General features: G+C 41.4%; 16 protein-coding genes. 11 read left to right on the plus strand and 5 right to left on the minus strand.

Going from position 1 to position 19,299, the window contains the following annotated elements:
- Window positions 1-10 precede the first annotated feature (10 nt).
- From BMW86_RS25115 to BMW86_RS25155, 9 genes are all read left to right on the plus strand, one after another.
- A complete protein-coding gene (locus BMW86_RS25115) occupies window positions 11-730 on the plus strand; it encodes a hypothetical protein (protein WP_089785181.1) in 720 nt (239 codons plus the stop codon).
- Window positions 731-735: 5 nt separating this feature from the next.
- The gene (locus BMW86_RS25120; RefSeq protein WP_177189383.1) at window positions 736-1,926 is read left to right on the plus strand and encodes a PepSY-associated TM helix domain-containing protein; all 1,191 of its coding nucleotides are present in this window, start codon (window positions 736-738) and stop codon (window positions 1,924-1,926) included.
- A gap of 53 nt (window positions 1,927-1,979) precedes the next feature.
- A complete protein-coding gene (locus BMW86_RS25125) occupies window positions 1,980-2,654 on the plus strand; it encodes a response regulator transcription factor (RefSeq protein ID WP_089785186.1) in 675 nt (224 codons plus the stop codon).
- 493 nt (window positions 2,655-3,147) lie between these two features.
- The gene (locus BMW86_RS25130; RefSeq protein WP_089785189.1) at window positions 3,148-4,446 is read left to right on the plus strand and encodes a lysine N(6)-hydroxylase/L-ornithine N(5)-oxygenase family protein; all 1,299 of its coding nucleotides are present in this window, start codon (window positions 3,148-3,150) and stop codon (window positions 4,444-4,446) included.
- A gap of 1 nt (window position 4,447) precedes the next feature.
- Complete coding sequence (locus BMW86_RS25135; RefSeq protein WP_218149215.1) at window positions 4,448-5,629, plus strand: MFS transporter; 1,182 nt, start codon at window positions 4,448-4,450, stop codon at window positions 5,627-5,629.
- Window positions 5,630-5,640: 11 nt separating this feature from the next.
- Entirely contained in the window at window positions 5,641-7,434 is a 1,794-nt protein-coding gene (locus BMW86_RS25140; protein ID WP_089785191.1) for an IucA/IucC family protein, read from the plus strand.
- Window positions 7,431-8,366: a sterol desaturase family protein gene (locus tag BMW86_RS25145; RefSeq protein ID WP_218149216.1), complete on the plus strand. Its 936-nt coding sequence runs from the start codon at window positions 7,431-7,433 to the stop codon at window positions 8,364-8,366. The genes BMW86_RS25140 and BMW86_RS25145 overlap by 4 nt, the downstream gene beginning before the upstream one ends.
- A gap of 3 nt (window positions 8,367-8,369) precedes the next feature.
- Complete coding sequence (locus BMW86_RS25150) at window positions 8,370-9,479, plus strand: Fe(II)-2OG oxygenase family protein (protein WP_089785193.1); 1,110 nt, start codon at window positions 8,370-8,372, stop codon at window positions 9,477-9,479.
- 3 nt (window positions 9,480-9,482) lie between these two features.
- Entirely contained in the window at window positions 9,483-10,985 is a 1,503-nt protein-coding gene (locus BMW86_RS25155; protein WP_089785195.1) for a pyridoxal phosphate-dependent decarboxylase family protein, read from the plus strand.
- Window positions 10,986-11,409: 424 nt separating this feature from the next.
- Here BMW86_RS25155 and BMW86_RS25160 read toward each other — a convergent pair whose 3' ends face one another.
- The 3 genes from BMW86_RS25160 to BMW86_RS25170 all read right to left on the minus strand — a co-directional run bounded on the left by BMW86_RS25160 (window position 11,410) and on the right by BMW86_RS25170 (window position 15,500).
- Window positions 11,410-13,065: a lectin gene (locus BMW86_RS25160; protein ID WP_089785197.1), complete on the minus strand. Its 1,656-nt coding sequence runs from the start codon at window positions 13,063-13,065 to the stop codon at window positions 11,410-11,412.
- A 167-nt stretch (window positions 13,066-13,232) separates the two neighbouring features.
- A complete protein-coding gene (locus tag BMW86_RS25165; protein ID WP_089785199.1) occupies window positions 13,233-14,147 on the minus strand; it encodes an AraC family transcriptional regulator in 915 nt (304 codons plus the stop codon).
- A gap of 171 nt (window positions 14,148-14,318) precedes the next feature.
- A complete protein-coding gene (locus BMW86_RS25170) occupies window positions 14,319-15,500 on the minus strand; it encodes an SDR family oxidoreductase (RefSeq protein ID WP_089785200.1) in 1,182 nt (393 codons plus the stop codon).
- Window positions 15,501-15,802: 302 nt separating this feature from the next.
- Between BMW86_RS25170 and BMW86_RS25175 the strand changes: the two genes are divergently transcribed.
- Both BMW86_RS25175 and BMW86_RS25180 read left to right on the plus strand, forming a co-directional pair.
- Window positions 15,803-17,335 (plus strand): aldehyde dehydrogenase family protein, encoded by a 1,533-nt coding sequence (locus tag BMW86_RS25175; RefSeq protein ID WP_089785203.1) that lies wholly within the window; start codon window positions 15,803-15,805, stop codon window positions 17,333-17,335.
- 10 nt (window positions 17,336-17,345) lie between these two features.
- Window positions 17,346-17,708, plus strand: a complete 363-nt coding sequence (locus BMW86_RS25180; protein WP_089785205.1) for a DUF779 domain-containing protein — start codon at window positions 17,346-17,348, stop codon at window positions 17,706-17,708.
- Window positions 17,709-17,889: 181 nt separating this feature from the next.
- Here BMW86_RS25180 and BMW86_RS25185 read toward each other — a convergent pair whose 3' ends face one another.
- Both BMW86_RS25185 and BMW86_RS25190 read right to left on the minus strand, forming a co-directional pair.
- Window positions 17,890-18,693, minus strand: a complete 804-nt coding sequence (locus tag BMW86_RS25185) for an SOS response-associated peptidase (protein ID WP_089785208.1) — start codon at window positions 18,691-18,693, stop codon at window positions 17,890-17,892.
- Between the two features lie 6 nt (window positions 18,694-18,699).
- A complete protein-coding gene (locus tag BMW86_RS25190; RefSeq protein WP_089785210.1) occupies window positions 18,700-19,206 on the minus strand; it encodes a hypothetical protein in 507 nt (168 codons plus the stop codon).
- Window positions 19,207-19,299: the final 93 nt, after the last annotated feature.

The following is a 19,299-nucleotide window of genomic DNA, read 5'->3' on the forward strand; positions in this document are numbered from 1 at the left end:
ATAGTTCAAAATGACCTTGAAGAAATACCTGTTCGCTGCTATTTTATTATTGAGCGTTCATATGTTATCAGCGCATGCGCTGTGGTTAGAAACCAATACTACCGGTAAGATCGGTCAGGCACAGGAAGTGAATGTTTTCCTGGGTGAGTTTGCCGACAACCAGCGCGATTCTGTTCAACACTGGTTCAGCAATATGAAAGAATTTACTTTGTATGCAATTGCACCGGATGGTTCTAAGAAAAAACTGGATTGCGTGGCTAATGGCAATCACTTCAAAGCCATGTTTACACCTGAAGTGGCGGGTACTTACACCCTGAGTATTGACCATACCGTAAAGGATGTATATGGCGGACTTAAAATACGCTATTATGCACTGGGACTGGTAACCGTTAACAAGTCCCTGAATGGTATCAACAATGTAAAGGAACATACCGGTCTGGTATTACTGACTGCTGCCGACAAAGCACATAAGATCAATACTCCGGAAAATGTACACCTGCTGTATAATAAAACCAATCCTGCTGATGCGGCAGTTACCGTGCAATCTCCTTCAGGATGGGCTAAAAAATTCAAGGCTGATGAAAAGGGTGCGGTAGCATTCTCTCCGTTCTGGCCTGGCCGTTACATGCTGGAAGGTACTTTCTCTGAAAAAGAAAGTGGCAAACATGAAGGTAGCGACTACACCAGTGTATGGCATTGTGTTACTTATTGTATGGACGTTGCAAAATAATGAAAATGCCCTTTAAGCAATTAATAGGAAAGATACACCTCTGGCTCGGACTCACGTCCGGGCTGGTGGTTTTTATACTGGGTCTTACAGGCTGCCTGTATGCTTTCATTGATGAAATCAAACCCATTGTATACAAAGACAGACTGTTTGTAGAGGTACCTCCTTTGGCACAGCGCTTACCAGTTGCTGTATTAAAAGAAAATGCCCAAAAAGCACTGGGAGATAAATTTCCTGTGCAGGTGGCAGAGGTATATCTGAAAACCGGACGTACCGTATCTTTCCGGTCGCTTAAAGTAAATCCGGAAGCAACTCTGTATGGCAATTACATGGAATATTATTACCGTGTTTATGTAAATCCATATACAGGCAAAGTAGTGAAGGTGGAGAACACCAAATGGGAGTTCTTTAATGTCGTAGTAACGATACATCTGAACCTGTTGCTGGGACCTGTACTCGGAAAACAGATTGTTGCATGGAGCGTAGTAATATTTGTATTACTGCTGATATCAGGTATTATACTCTGGTGGCCAAAGAATAAAGCTGCTGCAAAACAACGCTTCTCCTTCAAATGGAAAGATACCACCAAATGGAAACGTAAGAATTATGATCTGCACAATATACTGGGCTTTTATGCTATAAGTATCCTGCTGATTATTTCATTAACAGGACTTATCTGGTGCTTCGAGTCATTCAGCCAGTCCGTACAGTGGGTGGCTAATGCCGGTAAAACATATGATGCACCTGCCGCTGTTTCCTCTGATACAACTGATATAAGGGCTTTTTCACTGGACAAAGTGCTGAGAGAGGCGGTACATCAGCATCCCCAGGCTACTACTTTTTTTATCCCTGTTCCAAAAGACAATAAAAGCGCTGCCTCTGTATTTGCCCGTAAAGATGGTGCTCCGTTATTCCGCAGCACCCGAAGCCAGCATGATCAGCATTCAGCACGTATGTTAACCCGTACATCTTTTGCGACTATGAACAATGGTGAAAAAATCGTAACATTGAATTATGACCTTCATGTAGGAAGTATTGCTGGCCTTCCCGGCAAAACCCTTGCTTTTTTTGCATCTCTTATAGCAGCTTCATTGCCACTAACGGGTTTCTATATCTGGTGGGGAAGAAAAAATAAAAAACAGCCATCTCAGCGTAAACGAGTAGAAAATAAACGGAAAATGGAAGGAATAGAAGCATAACTTTATTATTCTTACCTTTAAAAACAGGTCATTATTTAGGTAGATTTAAAATAATGAACAAAACAGAAACTATCCGTATCATACTGGCGGATGCACAACCTGTTTTCAGAGAAGGGATCAAAAGTATATTAGCCGGAGAGAAAAACCATTATCTCATACAGGAAGCAGGGAATACTAAAGAACTGGTTGCTGCATTGAAATTGTTTAAACCTGATATACTCATCCTTGATTACAACCCTGTTTACTTTGATTACGGACAGTTAAGCATTGTGCTGTCAGTTGTTCCCAGATGTAAGATCATCATCATCTCAAGTCAGAAAAAAAAAAGACATATCCTCAAAATGCTGGAGCTGAATGTATACTCCTATCTTACTAAAGAAAGTAAGAGCAGTGATATTCAGAACGCTATCAGCACAGTTATACATGGAGAAAAATTTTTCAGTACATTCATCGTGGATGTATTACTGGCTGAGAGAAAAAGTACTCCCAAACCAGTAATCCCTGCTTCAACAGAAGTACCTGGAGAAATCGGGCTAACCAGCCGGGAGATAGAAATTATACGCAGTATTGCTACCGGGCAAGTCAATAAAGAAATTGCCTCCGCGCTTAATTTAAGCCCCCATACTATCCATACCCACCGGCGCAATATTATGAAAAAACTCAATCTGCATTCAGCAGTTGAACTGTATGGTTTTGCCGTACAAAAGGGCATCTTAAAATCAGAATAGCTATTTTGGATAATACAAGAGGTCAAAAGTATTAGGAGACGCTAAAAAGGCTCCGTTAGAAACTCCGCTCTTGCAATAAAACATAATAGGCTCTGTTAGGAGCCCCGTATTTGTAGCAAACGTTTTTTATCCTCCACAATTGGCTCCGTTAGGAGCCCCGTGTTTGTAGCGAAAATCTATCTTCTACTCAATAGACTCCGTTAGGAGTCCCCTTCTATTCGTCTTTAGGAGACTCCTAACGGAGTCAAAATTTGTTGTTTAATACGTTTGCTACAAACACGGGGCTCCTAACGGAGCCTTTTATGTTTTGTTACGAAATACAATAAGTTTCGTATACCCTCTACATGGTACTACGTACTACCATACCCTCTACTCTGTTTTTACCATGCAAAGGCGATTGTCAATCTTTCTCCGGGAACGTATTTTTATGAAGAAATTAAATCACCATAAAGACTTATCTCACCCAACGATAACCCAGGTAACAGATTAAATTATGAATAGTATCGTATACGATTTTGCTGCGATTGGAGCCGGCCCGTTTAATATTAGTTTGGCCTGCCTGACTCAACCCATTAAAGAATTGAATGGTATATTTCTGGACAAGCGTAAAGGCTTCAACTGGCATCCTGGTATGCTGTTGCAGGATACGACGCTGCAAGTGCCTTTTCTTGGAGACCTGGTAACCCTTGCCGATCCTACAAGCCCCTTCAGCTTTTTGAATTATATGAAAGAGGAGGGAAGGATCTACTCATTTTACATCCGGGAAAATTTCAAGATCCTGCGGAATGAATACAACAAGTATTGCCAGTGGGCGATTACAAAATTGAATAATATTCATTTTAATACCCGGGTAGAAAAAATCGAATATAATGAGCAGGAAAAATGTTATGTCATCACTACCAGCGGAGAACTAAAAACGATCAAAGCAAAGAAGCTGGTATTGGGTACGGGTACTGTTCCTTATATGCCTGCATTCTGTAAAGAACATGCAGCAAAGTTGGTACATTCCGGAGCTTATCTCGATCATAAAAGAACATTACAATCTAAAAGATCCATTACAATCGTAGGCAGCGGACAAAGTGCCGCTGAAATCTATTATGATCTGCTGCAGGATATTGATACCTACGGTTATGAACTGCATTGGATAACAAGATCTCCCCGATTTTTCCCACTGGAATACAGTAAACTGACATTAGAGATGACATCCCCTGAGTATGTAGACTATTTCTATAATCTGGGACAATCAAAACGGGACATCCTGATAAAAAACCAGGGGCATCTGTATAAAGGGATCAATAATGATCTGATAGGAAACATCTTTGATCTGCTTTACGCAAAACGCCTGATGAATGATATTAAAGTATCACTGCGTACCAACTCCGTACTCTCCACTATCAAAAGTGAAAGCGATGGATTTGTACTCGACTTCTATCAGCAGGAAGAAGAAAAGCACTACAGGCATATCACAGAAGGGCTGGTGATGGCTACCGGTTACCGGTATAGTTTACCCGATTTTATGGAAGGCATTTCATCAAGGATTAAATGGGATGATAAAGGCCGGTTTGATGTAAACAGGAATTATACCATTGATAAAAATGGTTCGGAAATATTTGTACAGAATGCAGAATTACATACGCATGGACTGTCAACTCCGGACCTCGGGATGGGATGTTACCGCAACTCATATATCATCAGGGAAATGACTGGAAAAGATGTATATGCTATTGAAAAAAGAATAGCATTTCAACAATTCGAAGTTAAAAATGAAGAACAGATACCCCAAATGATATAGTATGAAATTGCGTTTCTTTCTGATATTTATGACAATGGTAGCCGTTGTCAGTGACTATCTGTTGCACCCTTTTTACCCGCACTTTTTTGAATCCAGATTCGGCATTACAGATCCGAGAGAAGTAGGATTTTATTTCAGCGCCGTTTGTGGAACAGTGATGGTCGCATTTCCATTATGGGCATTAGTCTCCAGGAAAAGATCTGAACTACGCATCCTCGTATACACACAGATCATTGCAGGTATACTGGCAATAGGTGTTTTTTTCATTACCTCTTATGTTTATTTCTGGATAGTATCACTTTCCATTATTGTATTCAAAGGAAGTTACCTGCTGGTATATCCTTACATACTCCGGATTACAAAAAAAGAAGATCATACCAATGTGATTGGCCTTTTATCTGTAATCATACATTTTGGGAGTGTATTAGGAGCTGTACTGGGTGGTATCGTGATCGACTTTGCCCAGCCGGCTTATATATTTCTTGCAATGGCTGCAGGCGACTTTATACAGGCAGGAATGAGTATGTACCTGCTGAAAAGTAAATGGTTACCGGTAGAAGAAAAGCTCCCGCCTCAAAAAGTGAAGGTTAGCCTGATACCCAAAGGGAATGTACTAAAACTGGGAATTATCACCATGTTCCTTTATTACAGTGATTTCATCACCCGGCCCTTTTTTGTTCGTTACTGGGAATCGTTATCGGTATATAACAGCCGGGTCATCTCAGGATGTATCTATGCAATCCCCGCCCTGGTGGCTTTATTTGCCTTATGGTTCAATAAGAAACGTAAAAGCAAGGGGAGCGTCTACCAGGGGATTGTATCTGCATTGTTATTTGGATTAGCCGGATTAATTCTCCAGGGCTATCCTTTAGCCGGAGTAGTAATACTGGGGAGATTCATTTACGGATGGGCCTTTTTCCAGGCAGCAGTACGTTTCGATGTATTGGTGTTTAATATAAGCGATCCCGAATCTTATGCCATCGAGTATAGTAAGATCCATTTCTTTCAGAACCTGGGTGTATTAATGGCGGCTTTCTCCGCTGGCATTTTAGTGAATACTTATAGCCTGAGAATACCATTCATAGTGGCCTTCGGCGGATACTTTATCGTTACATCACTTTACTATTACGCATTCAGGACACAGATTAAAAAGCCGGTCCTTCAGCCGGAAACAATATTATAAATCATAATAGCATGAAATCACCAGCACATTTAAAGCCTGAATTATGGGCTAAAGCAAACAGGTTACACGTTTGTAAGATCATCAGTGAATTTTCCCATGAATTATTGCTGCAACCGGAGCGGTTGTCTGAAGAAAACGGATGGGGACATTACAGGCTGGTGCCTCCTGGCAAACCAGAAATTGAATACCTCTTTGAGGCAAAGATATTAAGTCTGAATCACTGGTATGTCAATCGTGAAAGTATTCAGAAAAAGGATAAAGGTGTAATAGTTGACCTGGATAGTCTTCTTTTTATCGTTGAACATAAAGATGGTTTAGGCATCAGTACGGAGCAGTTGCCCGGATATATGGAGGAGATTGTCAGCACATTGTATGGTAGTGCGTTTATGCTGTCCAAAAATAATCTCAGTGCTAAAGAACTGGCGCAGGCTGGTTACCAGGACTTTGAACATGCGATGACCAGCGGGCATCCCTGTTTTATTGCAAACAACGGCCGTATAGGCTTTGATGCAAACGACTATACACTGTTTGCTCCTGAAGCAGATCAGCCTATAAGATTGGTATGGCTGGCAGGGCATAAGAGCAGAACGTCTTACAGTGCCGTAGATGAATTGTCTTATCAGACGCTACTGAAAAAGGAACTGGATGCAGAGACATTGACTTCCTTTAATCAGGTACTTACAGACAAAGGCTTACAACCTTCAGACTACTTCTTTATTCCCGTACATCCATGGCAGTGGGATAACAAGCTGGCTATGATCTTTGCACCTGACCTGGCCATTAATAACCTGGTGTATCTGGGAGTAGGGCCGGATGAGTTCAAGGCGCAACAATCTATCCGTACGTTTTATAATGTAAGTCATCCCGAAAAGTTCTATACTAAAACAGCCTTATCTGTTTTGAATATGGGCTTCATCCGTGGTTTGACACCCTATTATATGGATAGCACGCCACCGATTACCAACTGGATAAAGGAAGCGATCGGAGAGGACCCTTACATCAAAAAATTGGGGTTCACATTATTGTGTGAAGTAGCGACAGTGGGCTACCGTAATTTCTATTATGAGCAGTTTGGTAAAAACTCCGCTTATAATAAGATGTTAGCAGCGCTGTGGCGTGAAAGTCCGGCTACAGTACTTCAACCTGGTCAGCAGTTGATGACCATGGCGGCATTACTGCATGTGGATTTTGATGGCAATGCGTTGTTACCTGAATTGATCAAAGCCTCCGGTAAAAGTACTACTGTATGGTTGAAGCAATACCTCAGGGCCTACCTGACACCATTACTGCATTGCTATTACCAGCACGACCTTGTCTTTATGCCGCATGGTGAAAACCTGATCCTCATACTGGAAGGACATCTGCCTGTAAAAGCCATCATGAAAGACATCACGGAGGAAATCGCGGTGTTTAATCCGGACCTCGAACTACCGGAAAAGGCAAAACGTATTTGTGTGGAAGTACCGGAAGATCTGAAACTGTTATCCATCTTTATTGATGTATTTGATTGTTTCTTCCGTTTCCTTGGTCAGATACTGGTAGAACATTGCGATTATCCCGAAGAGCAGTTCTGGAAACTGGTAGCGGATTGTATCCAGGACTATCAGCAGGAGTTCCCTCAGCACGCAGAGAAGTTTGAACGTTATGACCTGTTTGCCCCTGAGTTTGCACTCTCTTGCTTAAACAGGTTGCAATTACGGAACAACAGGCAGATGGTAGATCTCGCTGATCCCGCAGGTAGCTTACAGTTTGCGGGTACCTTACAGAACCCGATTGCAGAATACAAAGAAATACCTTCTTTATGAATAATGCATTAGCGGTCTTACTGGGAAAGATGCAGGGTGTATTCGGATATATAGTACTGGGTCTTGTGGTGCTGGAATGGGTAATACTGGTCATTACCCGCAGGATGGAGAGTAATAAAGAGGGCTGGGTCAATATCTTTTCCTATGTACTGGATAGTATCCCTTATTTCTTTCTTGGTAAGATCGTGATTTTTGGAACGATGACCTGGATGTATGAATACCGCTTATTCACATTGGGGAATGCCTGGTATGTATGGATACTGGCCTATGCCGTATATGACTTCATGTTTTGGCTGGTGCATTTCCTGGGGCATAAGGTACGGTTCTTCTGGTGTATTCATGGAGTACATCATACGGCTGAAGAGATGAAGTTAACGGTAGCCGTAAGAGGTTCTTTTCTTGGATTCCTGCATATACCCCTGACTGTGCTTTGCCTGCCCATATTCGGGTTCGACCCTTTCATGATTTACATTGTAGAGGCTATCGCCAGGTTATACGGTCTTTACGAGCATGTAAATGACAATTTTGATAAACTGGTAGGTAAACAAACATTTTTAGAATGGCTGTTTATTACACCTTCCGTACATAGGGTACATCATGCTAAAAATTATATTTATCTGGATAGGAATTACGGAGAGACCTTTTCTATCTGGGATAAGATCTTTGGCACTTTCCAGTCGGAACTGGATGATGTAAAACCTTCATATGGTATACTGAGTGAAAACATTGATGGGAAGAGTCTGTGGCAGGTGCAGTTATTATTATGGAAGGATCTTTGGATGGATATTCGCAGCGCTCCCAGGTTATCAGACAAAATAAAATACCTCATTATGCCTCCTGGCTGGAATCATATTGACGGAGGCAGGATGGCCGCTTCTTACAGATCAGAAGCATGGAAAGAATATGAAATCAATAACCCTCAAATAAAATGAGATATGAAACCCGGAACAGAAGAGTTAACGTATACGGATGTATTAATTAATCCACCACCACTCGCCCCTTTAGTCGTACAGGTTACACCCAGGGAATGTATTGCCATTACCAATGCCGGTGATATGCTGGTAAATGCCTTTGGGAGTTGTGACAACCCGGACTTTATCTCGGAGTTGCATCTGAATGCATTCCAATTGTTGCCCGAACGGATAGCCCGGATATTAAGCAATTTCGGTACAGATTTTTCCGCTTCCCAATATGGGGCCATTGTTTTCAAAGGACTGTTCAATGTAGATCAGCTGGATATTGGTCCTACACCTCCTTCCTGGAAGGAAATGGATTATAACAGGCTTAGCCGGTATGGTTTTATCTCTGCTTTATTACATGGTGCAGTGCCTTCCAAACCGGTTCAGTACTATGCCCAACGGAAAGGAGGAGGTTTGCTGCATGCTATTATACCGGATGAAAAAATGAGTTATACCCAAACAGGCTCCGGTTCCAGAACAGATCTGTTTGTACATACAGAAGATGCATTCTTATTTAATCAGGCAGATTTTCTAAGTTTTATGTTCCTGCGGAATGAAGAAAGAGTTCCGTCTTCTTTATATTCTATCCGGTCGCATGGGGAAATCAGTGAGAAGCTGAAAGCATTGTTCAAACCTATTTATAAATGCCCCAAAGATGCCAATTTTGGCGCAGATGCGATACTGGAAGATGCTGTGATGACTGCTGTCCTTTATGGGAATGAGGAATTACCGTTCGTACGTTTTGATGCAGCAGAGCAGATCTATAATGAACAGGCAGATCAGACAAACGAAGCAATGGCCCATCTGGTTGATTACTGGGAAGAAGCAAAAGGTCTGATTTATAGCGATTATATACCTGATTCCGGAGATCTTGTTTTTGTAAATAATCATTTATGTGCGCATGGACGTAATGCGTTTCTGGCAGGTTATAGGAGAGAGAACGGACAGTTGGTTAAATGTGAAAGAAGGATGATGCTGAGGATGATGAGTAAAACAAGTCTTATTAATATACGGTCTGTAACACATACTGATGATCCATACCTGATCATGGAAGAACATTACGGAAGCCTGTTTAAAAATATATAACATATGAAAGAACAACACTTAACGGCAGAGGATATTTCATACAGGGATATCTTTCACAAAGGTACAGAACTGGAATACAGAGCTGCTGTTACAGCCGCTGCGGAAAGAGTATCTTCTTTTCTGAATAATACAGAGAAACCTTTCAGCGGGATAAAACCGGCAGCACTGCTGGCACAATTTAATGAGGTCGATTTTGATACGCCACTTCCGGATTATGAGAGTCTGCTGGAAGAAGTAGATACGTTATATATTAAGCATGCCACTGCTTTTCATTTGCCACAATATATTGCTCATCTGAATTGCCCGGTAGTGATACCTGCACTGGCTGCAGAAGTGATCATCAGTGCTATTAATTCTTCACAGGATACCTATGACCAGAGTGCCGGTGGTACATTTATGGAACGTAAACTGATCGATTGGACGGCCGAACAGATCGGGTATGGTAAAAGCAGTGATGGTGTATTCACCGCCGGAGGGTCTCAGAGTAACATGATGGGATTATTGCTTGCCAGGGATTATTATGCGCTGGAATTCATGCAGCATAATATCAAACTCGATGGAAACCCTGCTGCGGCTTCCAAATTCAGGGTTTTTGTTTCTGAGAAGGCACACTTCAGTAATCAGAAAAATGCCTCACTGATGGGGCTGGGAGAGCAGTCTATCGTGATGGTGAAAACCGACAGCCGTTTCAGAATGGATACAGTGGCACTGGAAACTGCTATTTTAAGGGAAAAGGAGTTGGGTAATATACCTGTTGCGATTGTTGCTACTGCTGGTACTACTGATTTCGGGAACGTAGATCCGCTGAAAGAGATTGGCCGTATTGCACAGCAATATCAATTATGGTTTCATGTGGATGCTGCCTATGGTTGCGGGTTGCTCTTATCTGATAAGTATAAGTATTTACTGGATGGGATAGCCTTGTCCGATTCTGTTACTGTGGATTATCATAAGTCGTTTTTCCAGCCTATCAGCAGCAGTGCTTTCATTGTAAAGAATAAACTGCACCTGAACCTGATAAAACACCATGCGGACTATCTAAATCCAAAGGAACAGGACTATGATGAGTTACCTGCACAGATTAATAAGTCTGTTACACAGAGTACACGGCGTTTTGATGCATTGAAACTATGGTTTACCTTAAGATTAATGGGAAAACAGCAGTTGGGTGCTTATACAGATACGATTATAGAGACGGCAGAGAAGGCTGCCTGTATGATAGAAGAGGATGGGGAGTTTGACTTGCTGAGCCATTCAGATCTGGGAGTATTGGTATTCCGTTATAAGTCTGCCTGTGCCGTTAATCAGCATATCAAGAGAAAGCTGTTTTTCAGTGGAGAGATCCTGCTGGCAAGTACAAAGGTAAACGGTGAGTATTACCTGAAATTTACGATACTCAACCCATTAACGACTATTGATGATATTCAGCAAATGCTGAAAGTTATTAAAGAGTGTGGGAAAGAACACGTTATACTTACCAGGGCTAACCAATTGCAAGAGCAGTAGATCATACTGTAAAAGAACAGAAGAAAGGGAATATATAGGATAAGAACAGGAATAAAACAGGTTCATCCTCCGTTTATCCTCCGTTAAAAGACGGAGGATAAACGGAGGATGAACCTGTTCAAGAGCCGATCAAAAGCTCTTCAAAGCCTTTTAAAGATACTTTAAAAAGCCTTGTCAGGATTCCTGACAAGGCTTTTTGGTAGTGGCTCAGTTTGATTACATAATCTTCGAGCCAGATGTTATTGATCAATAAATACACCTTATCTGACGTGAATATCAGGTGAAGTTAAATTGAAAAACAAATCCTGAACCCATATTCCAAAACTAAATCAGAGAACTAAACAGTCAGATGTAGTGTATTTATGATCAATACATCTGGCAATCTACGCTGTCATTACATTCAAACTGAGGCACTACCGGCTTTTTATTCATTAATCCTGAACTTCTCCGTAGCTCCAATAACATCTTTAGTACAGGTCATTGCCTGCGTACCATTCTCACTGGAAACATACTTTCCGTTATTCCCTCTGAAAGAAACAGAGCCATCCGCATTCTTAATCCAGTCAAACTGCTCCCAAGGGCCAATAGCTGTACGATTGCAGTTCATCGCCTGTGTACCGTTTTCAGAACAAACAAGCTTATCACTGTTTTTCAGGGCTACTTTACCGCCACCGCCATCAAGCACCGCAAACTGCTCCCAGCCCTGTGCAACGTTACGGTTACAGTTCATCGCCTGCTGACCATTCTCAGAAGACACATACAGCCCATTAGAGCCTTTTATAGTCACCGTCTGTCCGATTGGAACATCGCCATTGTCACTGCCTATAACGGGCTGTGTAGGGCGTGTAGCGGTCAGGGCAATCAGTCCTTTCAGCATTTTGGCACCATCACCTGTTAAACGCAGGTAGTAATCAGCAGAACAGGGAACGCCATCTTCATCTAAAGTAACAAAAGAAGAACCGGCAGGGATCATAGAAGCATTCTCTGCTGTTTTGGCAATCTGGTTCCCTTCATTATATTCATCAAACATAGAAATATAAATCCCCTGGCAACCCACACGGATCATATTATAAAACTGTCTCCACATAAAATTTCCATGCGCACGCTGATGCTCCTGTAAATCTCCGGGTAAGATACAAGGCTGATAATCGATCCCATTTGCATTACAATAAGCCTGATCCGGCGTATTTACATTGGTATAGAAGTTATCTGCATCACCAACGTTACCGATACGTCCTACCATCCAGGGTGAAATCATATTCAGCGCCTTATAAGTATCAATAAAGTTCGGTCTGGAATCGCTGTTCTGTTCACGCCAGTGTGTAGGTATACCACCAATCACATAACAACCCTGATTCTTGAACCAGTTAATCACTTCCAGGCATACCGCAGCAGACCAGGGATGATTATCATCATTAAATCCAAATCCCCAGATACAAACTACGGGTTTGCCATTCTGCCTGGCATACGCCGGAGAAGCAGTATAAGCAGACATTTTATTTGTCCAGTCTGTCTTTAATTCCGACTGCATATTCGTCCAGCCGCTCACATCATACATGATGTAAAACTTACGGCCATAGGTCTCTGCCGCCGTCTTTACTTTCGCCGTAATCGCATCCCGGATAGGACCTTCCTGTCCGTTTGGATTAAAGCGTTGTAACGCAGCTGCATCAATACCATTCTGCTGCATCCACAGGAAATGTGTGTTCACCGTCTGATCAGTAAAAGAGGAGAACAGTTTCGCTGGCTGACCATTGTTGAGATTGGAAAAAGCAGTCTGGAAAGTAGCAGAATAATCCCTTACATCCGGCCAGGATTTAATACCAAGATTAGTAGGGGAAGGTGGTTGTGACCAGTTCTGTGTATAGTGCCACCAGGCATTAATAGGAGAACCGTCTCCGGTGCAGGCAAACCATCCCTGATAACCAACCGTTACTTTACCAACAACATCTCCAACAGGAGATGCCTGGGAAGTAACCGCCAGGGGCTTTGCATTTAATTTGTCCGTCAGATCTTTTTTGGAACAACTCACGGCTAATAGGCTCATAGCCGCAAATAAAACACTGTTTAGGTTTTTCATTTTGCTTTACATGTTTATGATGAGGAAAAGGTAGACGATATAGGTACCGGCAAAAATGGCTACAGGTTTACATAGTTATGTATTAGGTTTTCAACGCACCTTATAAAACGTACATGACTATCCGGTTAGTATGCAGGGGCAGAAATTTCATTGGGTAAAGGGAGAAATCAGATAATGCAGGATTGATATGCCTTCGGTGTAGTACCTTCTGTCTTCTTAAAGATCCGTACAAAATAATTAACATCAGAGAAGCCACAGAGCTTACTAACTGTACCTATATTATGATGAGGATTACTTAGTAATTGTTTAGCCAGCTTCACTCTTTCCCTGTTAATATAGTCAAGTGGCGTAATACCGAATTGTTCTTTAAACCATTTGAAAAACATGTTACGACTTAAATAAGCCTTTCTGCTCAAAGCATCTACTGCTATCTTTTCCGTAAGATGTTCCTGTATATAATTCAGCACATAATGTAGTCTGCTGTGATTATTATCTATATTACTATCCAGAGATACCTGTTGCAGATGCTGTGTCTGTATCAGCCGGATTAATAATTCTTTCAGATGAAGATCAGCATAGATATTTTTAGCTTTATCTGTACTGCTGCAAACACGGATCAGTTTATTGATCAGATCTGTTACCTCATGGTCATTCTCAAAATGGTATTGATTAAAAGTAAGTTTCCATTGATGTTGTTCATCCCCTGTATTATAATAATTATCAAGATAATTCACGGTATCCCTGATATAACGATCATCTACTGCCAGGGCAATACACTGAGTAGGATTATCAGCAGACGCTTCAGGGAAATCAATGATCATCGTTTCATTGGGAGGAACAATGACCGTTTCACCGGGGAGATAATCAAAAGAAGGTTTATCGGCAAGATGCATCACTTTTTTGCCACGTATCATACTCGTGATTACCATATCGCTGAATGTTAGAGGAATATGTAATGCATGCTGGTAACTCTCGAAAATATTCAGTTCACAATTTTTCAGATTGAAGATACGCCTGTTTTCTACCAGCGTCTGTAATTCCTGTGGGCGCGTAAGCGACGGCTGTTGCAATAAGTTTTTCACCTGCGTGGAATTTGTTCCATCAAGTTAACTTTATTCTGTCAGATTTGCCCAACTAATGTTTGATTTTTGGGTGCAGGGCGAAGCCCTGCAAAACCCCTTTAATTTTTTTGAGATAGTGCGAAGCACTATCTCAAAAAAATTGCTCTTTAATCCAGGATGCGACTAAAAGTATTATTTTGCCCTATTGTCAAGTGCATATTTCAACAATTTATAAAAATTCTCACCGTCAACTTCAGGACATTCCAGTTCTCCATCCACATCAGGCCGGGTAAAATATATTGGCGCTGATGTTATATACGGCGTAAATATTGCACCTACCGTTTTATAATACATGGCTTCAAGTTCATTTAAGTCATTTATTGGCTGGTGATTAACCTGCTGAAGTCCTTCCATATTGATGGCTTTTGTCATAGCCGGGAGATAAAAATCATGTTTTGTTTCGCTTCTGTTTACCAAATGAAAACTGTTGTCGCTGGTATTATTTATTGTTAATCTATACATGGTTTTTGCTGCATAATCAACGGGGACTATGTTTAAACCGCTATTTAAGCTATACGTTGCACGACATTCCATAAATGATGTTTTGTTTAGATCATTCTCTTTGAACATCCTTTCTTTGCATCGCAGAAAGAAAAACATCCATGCGTAGAAAACATCGAATTTACTGATGGCGCCTATTTTTTGTTCTATTAAACGACCACATATAGTAGATGGCCTGAAAAATTTTGTTTTCATCCAGGGATTTTGCTCCGAAAACTTTCTCACCGATACTTCTGCCTCCAGCTTTGATAATTCGTAAGGGTTTCTGAATTTTTGATTAAAGTTAATGTAGTCAGGAGCAACTGTGCCAGATGTTTCGCCGCAGGCATATGCTGAACCGGTATAAATAAAATGATTAACCTTTATTTTTTGTGCCAGTTGAAGTATACGTATAGTTCCATCCACATTAACTGACCATAATTTCTTTTTAACAATCTCTGAGCTTCTGAAATCAGTATGCGAAGCAATATGAAAGAAGTAATCTACGTGGTGATTCTTTAATAAATTTTCATCAGCAGGTGATAATAAATCATTATTGCCTTCCAATTCGAAATTAATACAATGAATAACTGAGTACAGCGTGTTTCGAAGGTCGTTATACCCATTTTTGTCAATATTCAGATAATCCAATCCGTCGTTTTCAATAATATCGAAAATCCGGGTACTGAGATCATTTTCTTTAGTAGATCTTCCAAGTAGAAAGATCTTTATACCAGTAAGATCGTCAAAATGCTGCTTAATAATTTCAAATAAAACATTTCTACCCAAAAGGCCTGTAGCGCCTGTGAGCATGTAGTTTGTTCTTGTTTTCATAGGAAAAGGTTTTAAGGGAAAGGGTTTGGTTAAGCCGGTATAATAAATAATTATACTCTCAGGCAATTATGGGCTATAAAAAGACAGATATCGTTTACGAATTACATAACAAACACATCACAATAGATTCATGACGAAACAATAATTGAATATAAGAATAATTTTAATACGTAGGTGTTTTTAAAGCTATTTCCGAATAATAATAAAGTACGATTGTGCTATTAATAAATACGAAAACATTCGATACTAATCAGGTGTTACTGATATTGCATTATTGTTTAACGACACTAAATAATTCCACTATGAGCAATACAGCCACTGCTGTGCCTAAGTCCAATCTGGCCGCACGTCCCACATTCAAACCAAGGTACGAACACTACATTAACGGCGAATGGGTAGCCCCTTCCAGCGGAGAATACTTTGATAATGTATCTCCCATAGACGGTAAGGTATTCACACAGGCTGCCCGGGGCAATGCCAAAGACATAGAGAATGCAATAGATGCCGCCCATAAGGCATTTGAAACATGGAGCAAAACAGGTGCCGCCTACCGCAGCAACCTGATGCTGAAAATTGCCCAGGTAATAGAAGATAACCTGGAATACCTGGCTGTCGTAGAAACCATAGACAATGGTAAAGCGATCCGGGAAACCAGGGCCGCCGATCTGCCACTGGTAATAGACCATTTCCGCTACTTCGCCGGTGTAATAAGGAGTGAAGAAGGTACTATCAGTGAACATGATGATAGCACCGTTAGCATCAATTTACATGAACCCATCGGTGTCGTAGGACAAATCATCCCCTGGAACTTCCCGCTGCTGATGGCTACCTGGAAAATTGCACCCGCTCTGGCAGCAGGCTGCTGTGTAGTGGTAAAACCTGCGGAACAAACACCCACCAGCATCATGTGCCTGATGGAACTGATAGGAGATATCCTGCCTAAAGGTGTGCTGAACATTGTAACCGGTTTTGGGGTGGAAGCAGGTAAACCCCTGGCATCCTCACCCCGTGTACAGAAAGTAGCCTTTACAGGTGAAACGACTACCGGTCGCTTAATCATGCAATACGCCTCTGAAAACCTGATTCCTGTTACTATGGAACTGGGAGGTAAGAGTCCTAACATTTTCTTTGAAAGCGTAGGTGATGCTGATGACGACTTTTTCGATAAAGCCATTGAAGGCGCTGTGATGTTTGCCCTTAACCAGGGTGAAGTATGTACCTGCCCAAGCCGTCTGCTGGTACATGAGCATATCTATGATAAATTCATGGACAGAGTGATCCAGCGTACCCAAGCCATTAAAATGGGTAATCCCCTGGATAGCACCGTGATGATGGGTGCCCAGGCCAGTGATGACCAGTATCAGAAAATACTCAGTTACCTGGATATCGGTAAACAGGAAGGTGCGCAGGTATTATGCGGCGGAGAAGCATACCACCAGAACAGTGGTCTGGAACATGGTTATTACGTACAACCTACCATCCTGAAAGGACATAACAAGATGAGGGTATTCCAGGAAGAGATCTTCGGCCCCGTACTGTGTGTTACTACCTTCAAGACAACAGAAGAAGCCATCGCGATAGCCAATGATACTTTATATGGCCTCGGCGCCGGTGTATGGACACGCGATGCCCATGAACTGTACCAGGTACCAAGAGCAATTCAGGCTGGTCGTGTATGGGTGAACTGTTATCATGCTTATCCTGCACATGCTCCTTTTGGAGGATACAAAAAATCAGGGTTTGGTCGTGAAACACATAAAATGATGCTGAATCATTACCGCCAGACTAAAAACATGCTGATTTCTTACGACAAGAAAAAATTAGGATTCTTTTAAATAAGACGATATGCCAGACAGGATTTTAGCGACAGAAGCCGCCATTGAGCTGATAGAGAAACTAAAATTGCAGCATGGAAACTTAATGTTCCATCAGAGCGGTGGCTGTTGTGATGGTTCCCAGCCCATGTGTTTTACAGAAGGTGAGTTTAAAACCGGGCAAAGTGATGTGTGCCTGGGAGAGATCGCCGGCTGTAAATTCTATATGGCCGGAGACCAGTTTGAATACTGGAAGCATACACAACTGACATTGGATGTTATTCCGGGGAGAGGCAGCAGCTTCTCCCTGGAAATTCCATTGGGAGTAAGGTTCCATATTCGCTCCCGCATCTTCTCAGATGAAGAACTGGCCCGGTTATCCGAATCAGGATGAGTTGTTCTTCTGCATAATCTTCACGCCAGGTGTTGTTGATCATAAATACACCTTATCTGACGTGAATATTAGGTGAAGTTAAATTGAAAAACAAATCCTGCACCCATATTCCAAAGCTACATCAGAGAACTAAACAGTCAGATCCAGTGTATTTATGATCAACAACATCTGGCAACCCTATTTAGAACAAACTTTGCTGTGAAACTGAATTGAGTGGATTATCATTCCCCAACGGTGGCAGGTTCGGCCACTCCCAGGTTGCATCTTTCTCTTTATTATCAGGTCTTGTTTTTCCTCCGCGAATAGTATACACTGTCTTATACGCTAACTGCTCTGAAGGCATTTCATAGTTTAATATTTCACGTACACCCGTAGCTGATAGGGATGGATCAATCCATTGCTGCGCAATATCAGGTGTTATAAAAAGGGGCATGCGGTGTTTATTATCTCCGCTGTTATGAATATTGCCCATCAGTGTATTCGCCGGGCGGGTAATCACGGTATAAGTACCGGAACGTACAATCTCTCCGGTAGTAGTATCTACTTCATCTCTTAACTGATAAAGACCCGGAATATAAAAAACAGGGGCATCCTGTACATAAATCAGATAAGGTACTTTATTCTTCCAGCCGTTAATCTGTCTGTGTTCGTAAATCCCTGTAACAGGGATCAGGCAGCGGTTATCTTTTATCCTGTACCAATACGATTTATGATCATCAAGGATCCTTTCACTACGTGCATTTAACATACCGGCACGACGACTCAGTCTTTCTTTAGGATCACTGATATAGAGAGGATCTACACCCCATTCCATTGTAGTAAGGCGGGGCGTATTATCATTGGTATAGATCGTATAAAAGGATGGTAAACGGTGTCCTTCCACATGCACAAGAGATTCATTATCAAGTGTTGCATCTATGATCAGTGCAGGAAAGGCTTCGGTAGTCAGCAGTATATTAGTATGAAAACAGATGTCGTAGCACATCAAAGGTTATTTTATAAGTTCATAAAAAGGGACTTCCATTTGTTGCTCACCGGAACGGATCACCGCTATTACATTACCAAATTTCAGATTGAAATCTATATCAATACCATCATCACGGTTTACTTTTATTCTCCCGGAGGTTTTGATATAACTGCGTATTTTATCAGCATAGGCTGTTGTCATTTTTTTTGCCCAGTCTTTATCCTTTAATGTATTAATATACAACACATAAGGAGAGCCAGGTTCAAACAACTCCAGTAACTTGTCTCTTTGAACAGGATCACGAAGGTCTACTAATTTGCCCGAGTAATTTACCAAATGCCGCTGATGTTCATTCGCAGCATCTTCATCACTATAATAAGTGGCCATGAAGCCTGTACCGGCAATTAACCCCACCCATTGAAACCGCTGTACCACCAGGAAATAATCTTTCAGCTGGATCAATTGCTGAATCCTGTCCGGCGTTAAAGCCTCAAAAGGGTTGTATGTACTTTTTTTTTGCAAAGGCTTCAAAGATAAGTTGTTTATTATCAAGATAATTTGAAAGACAACGTCAAAAGACAGATATTATTTTATTTTTATTATTAAAATCTATATATATTTACT

This window comes from Chitinophaga sp. YR573, assembly GCF_900110995.1.
GTDB lineage: Bacteria > Bacteroidota > Bacteroidia > Chitinophagales > Chitinophagaceae > Chitinophaga.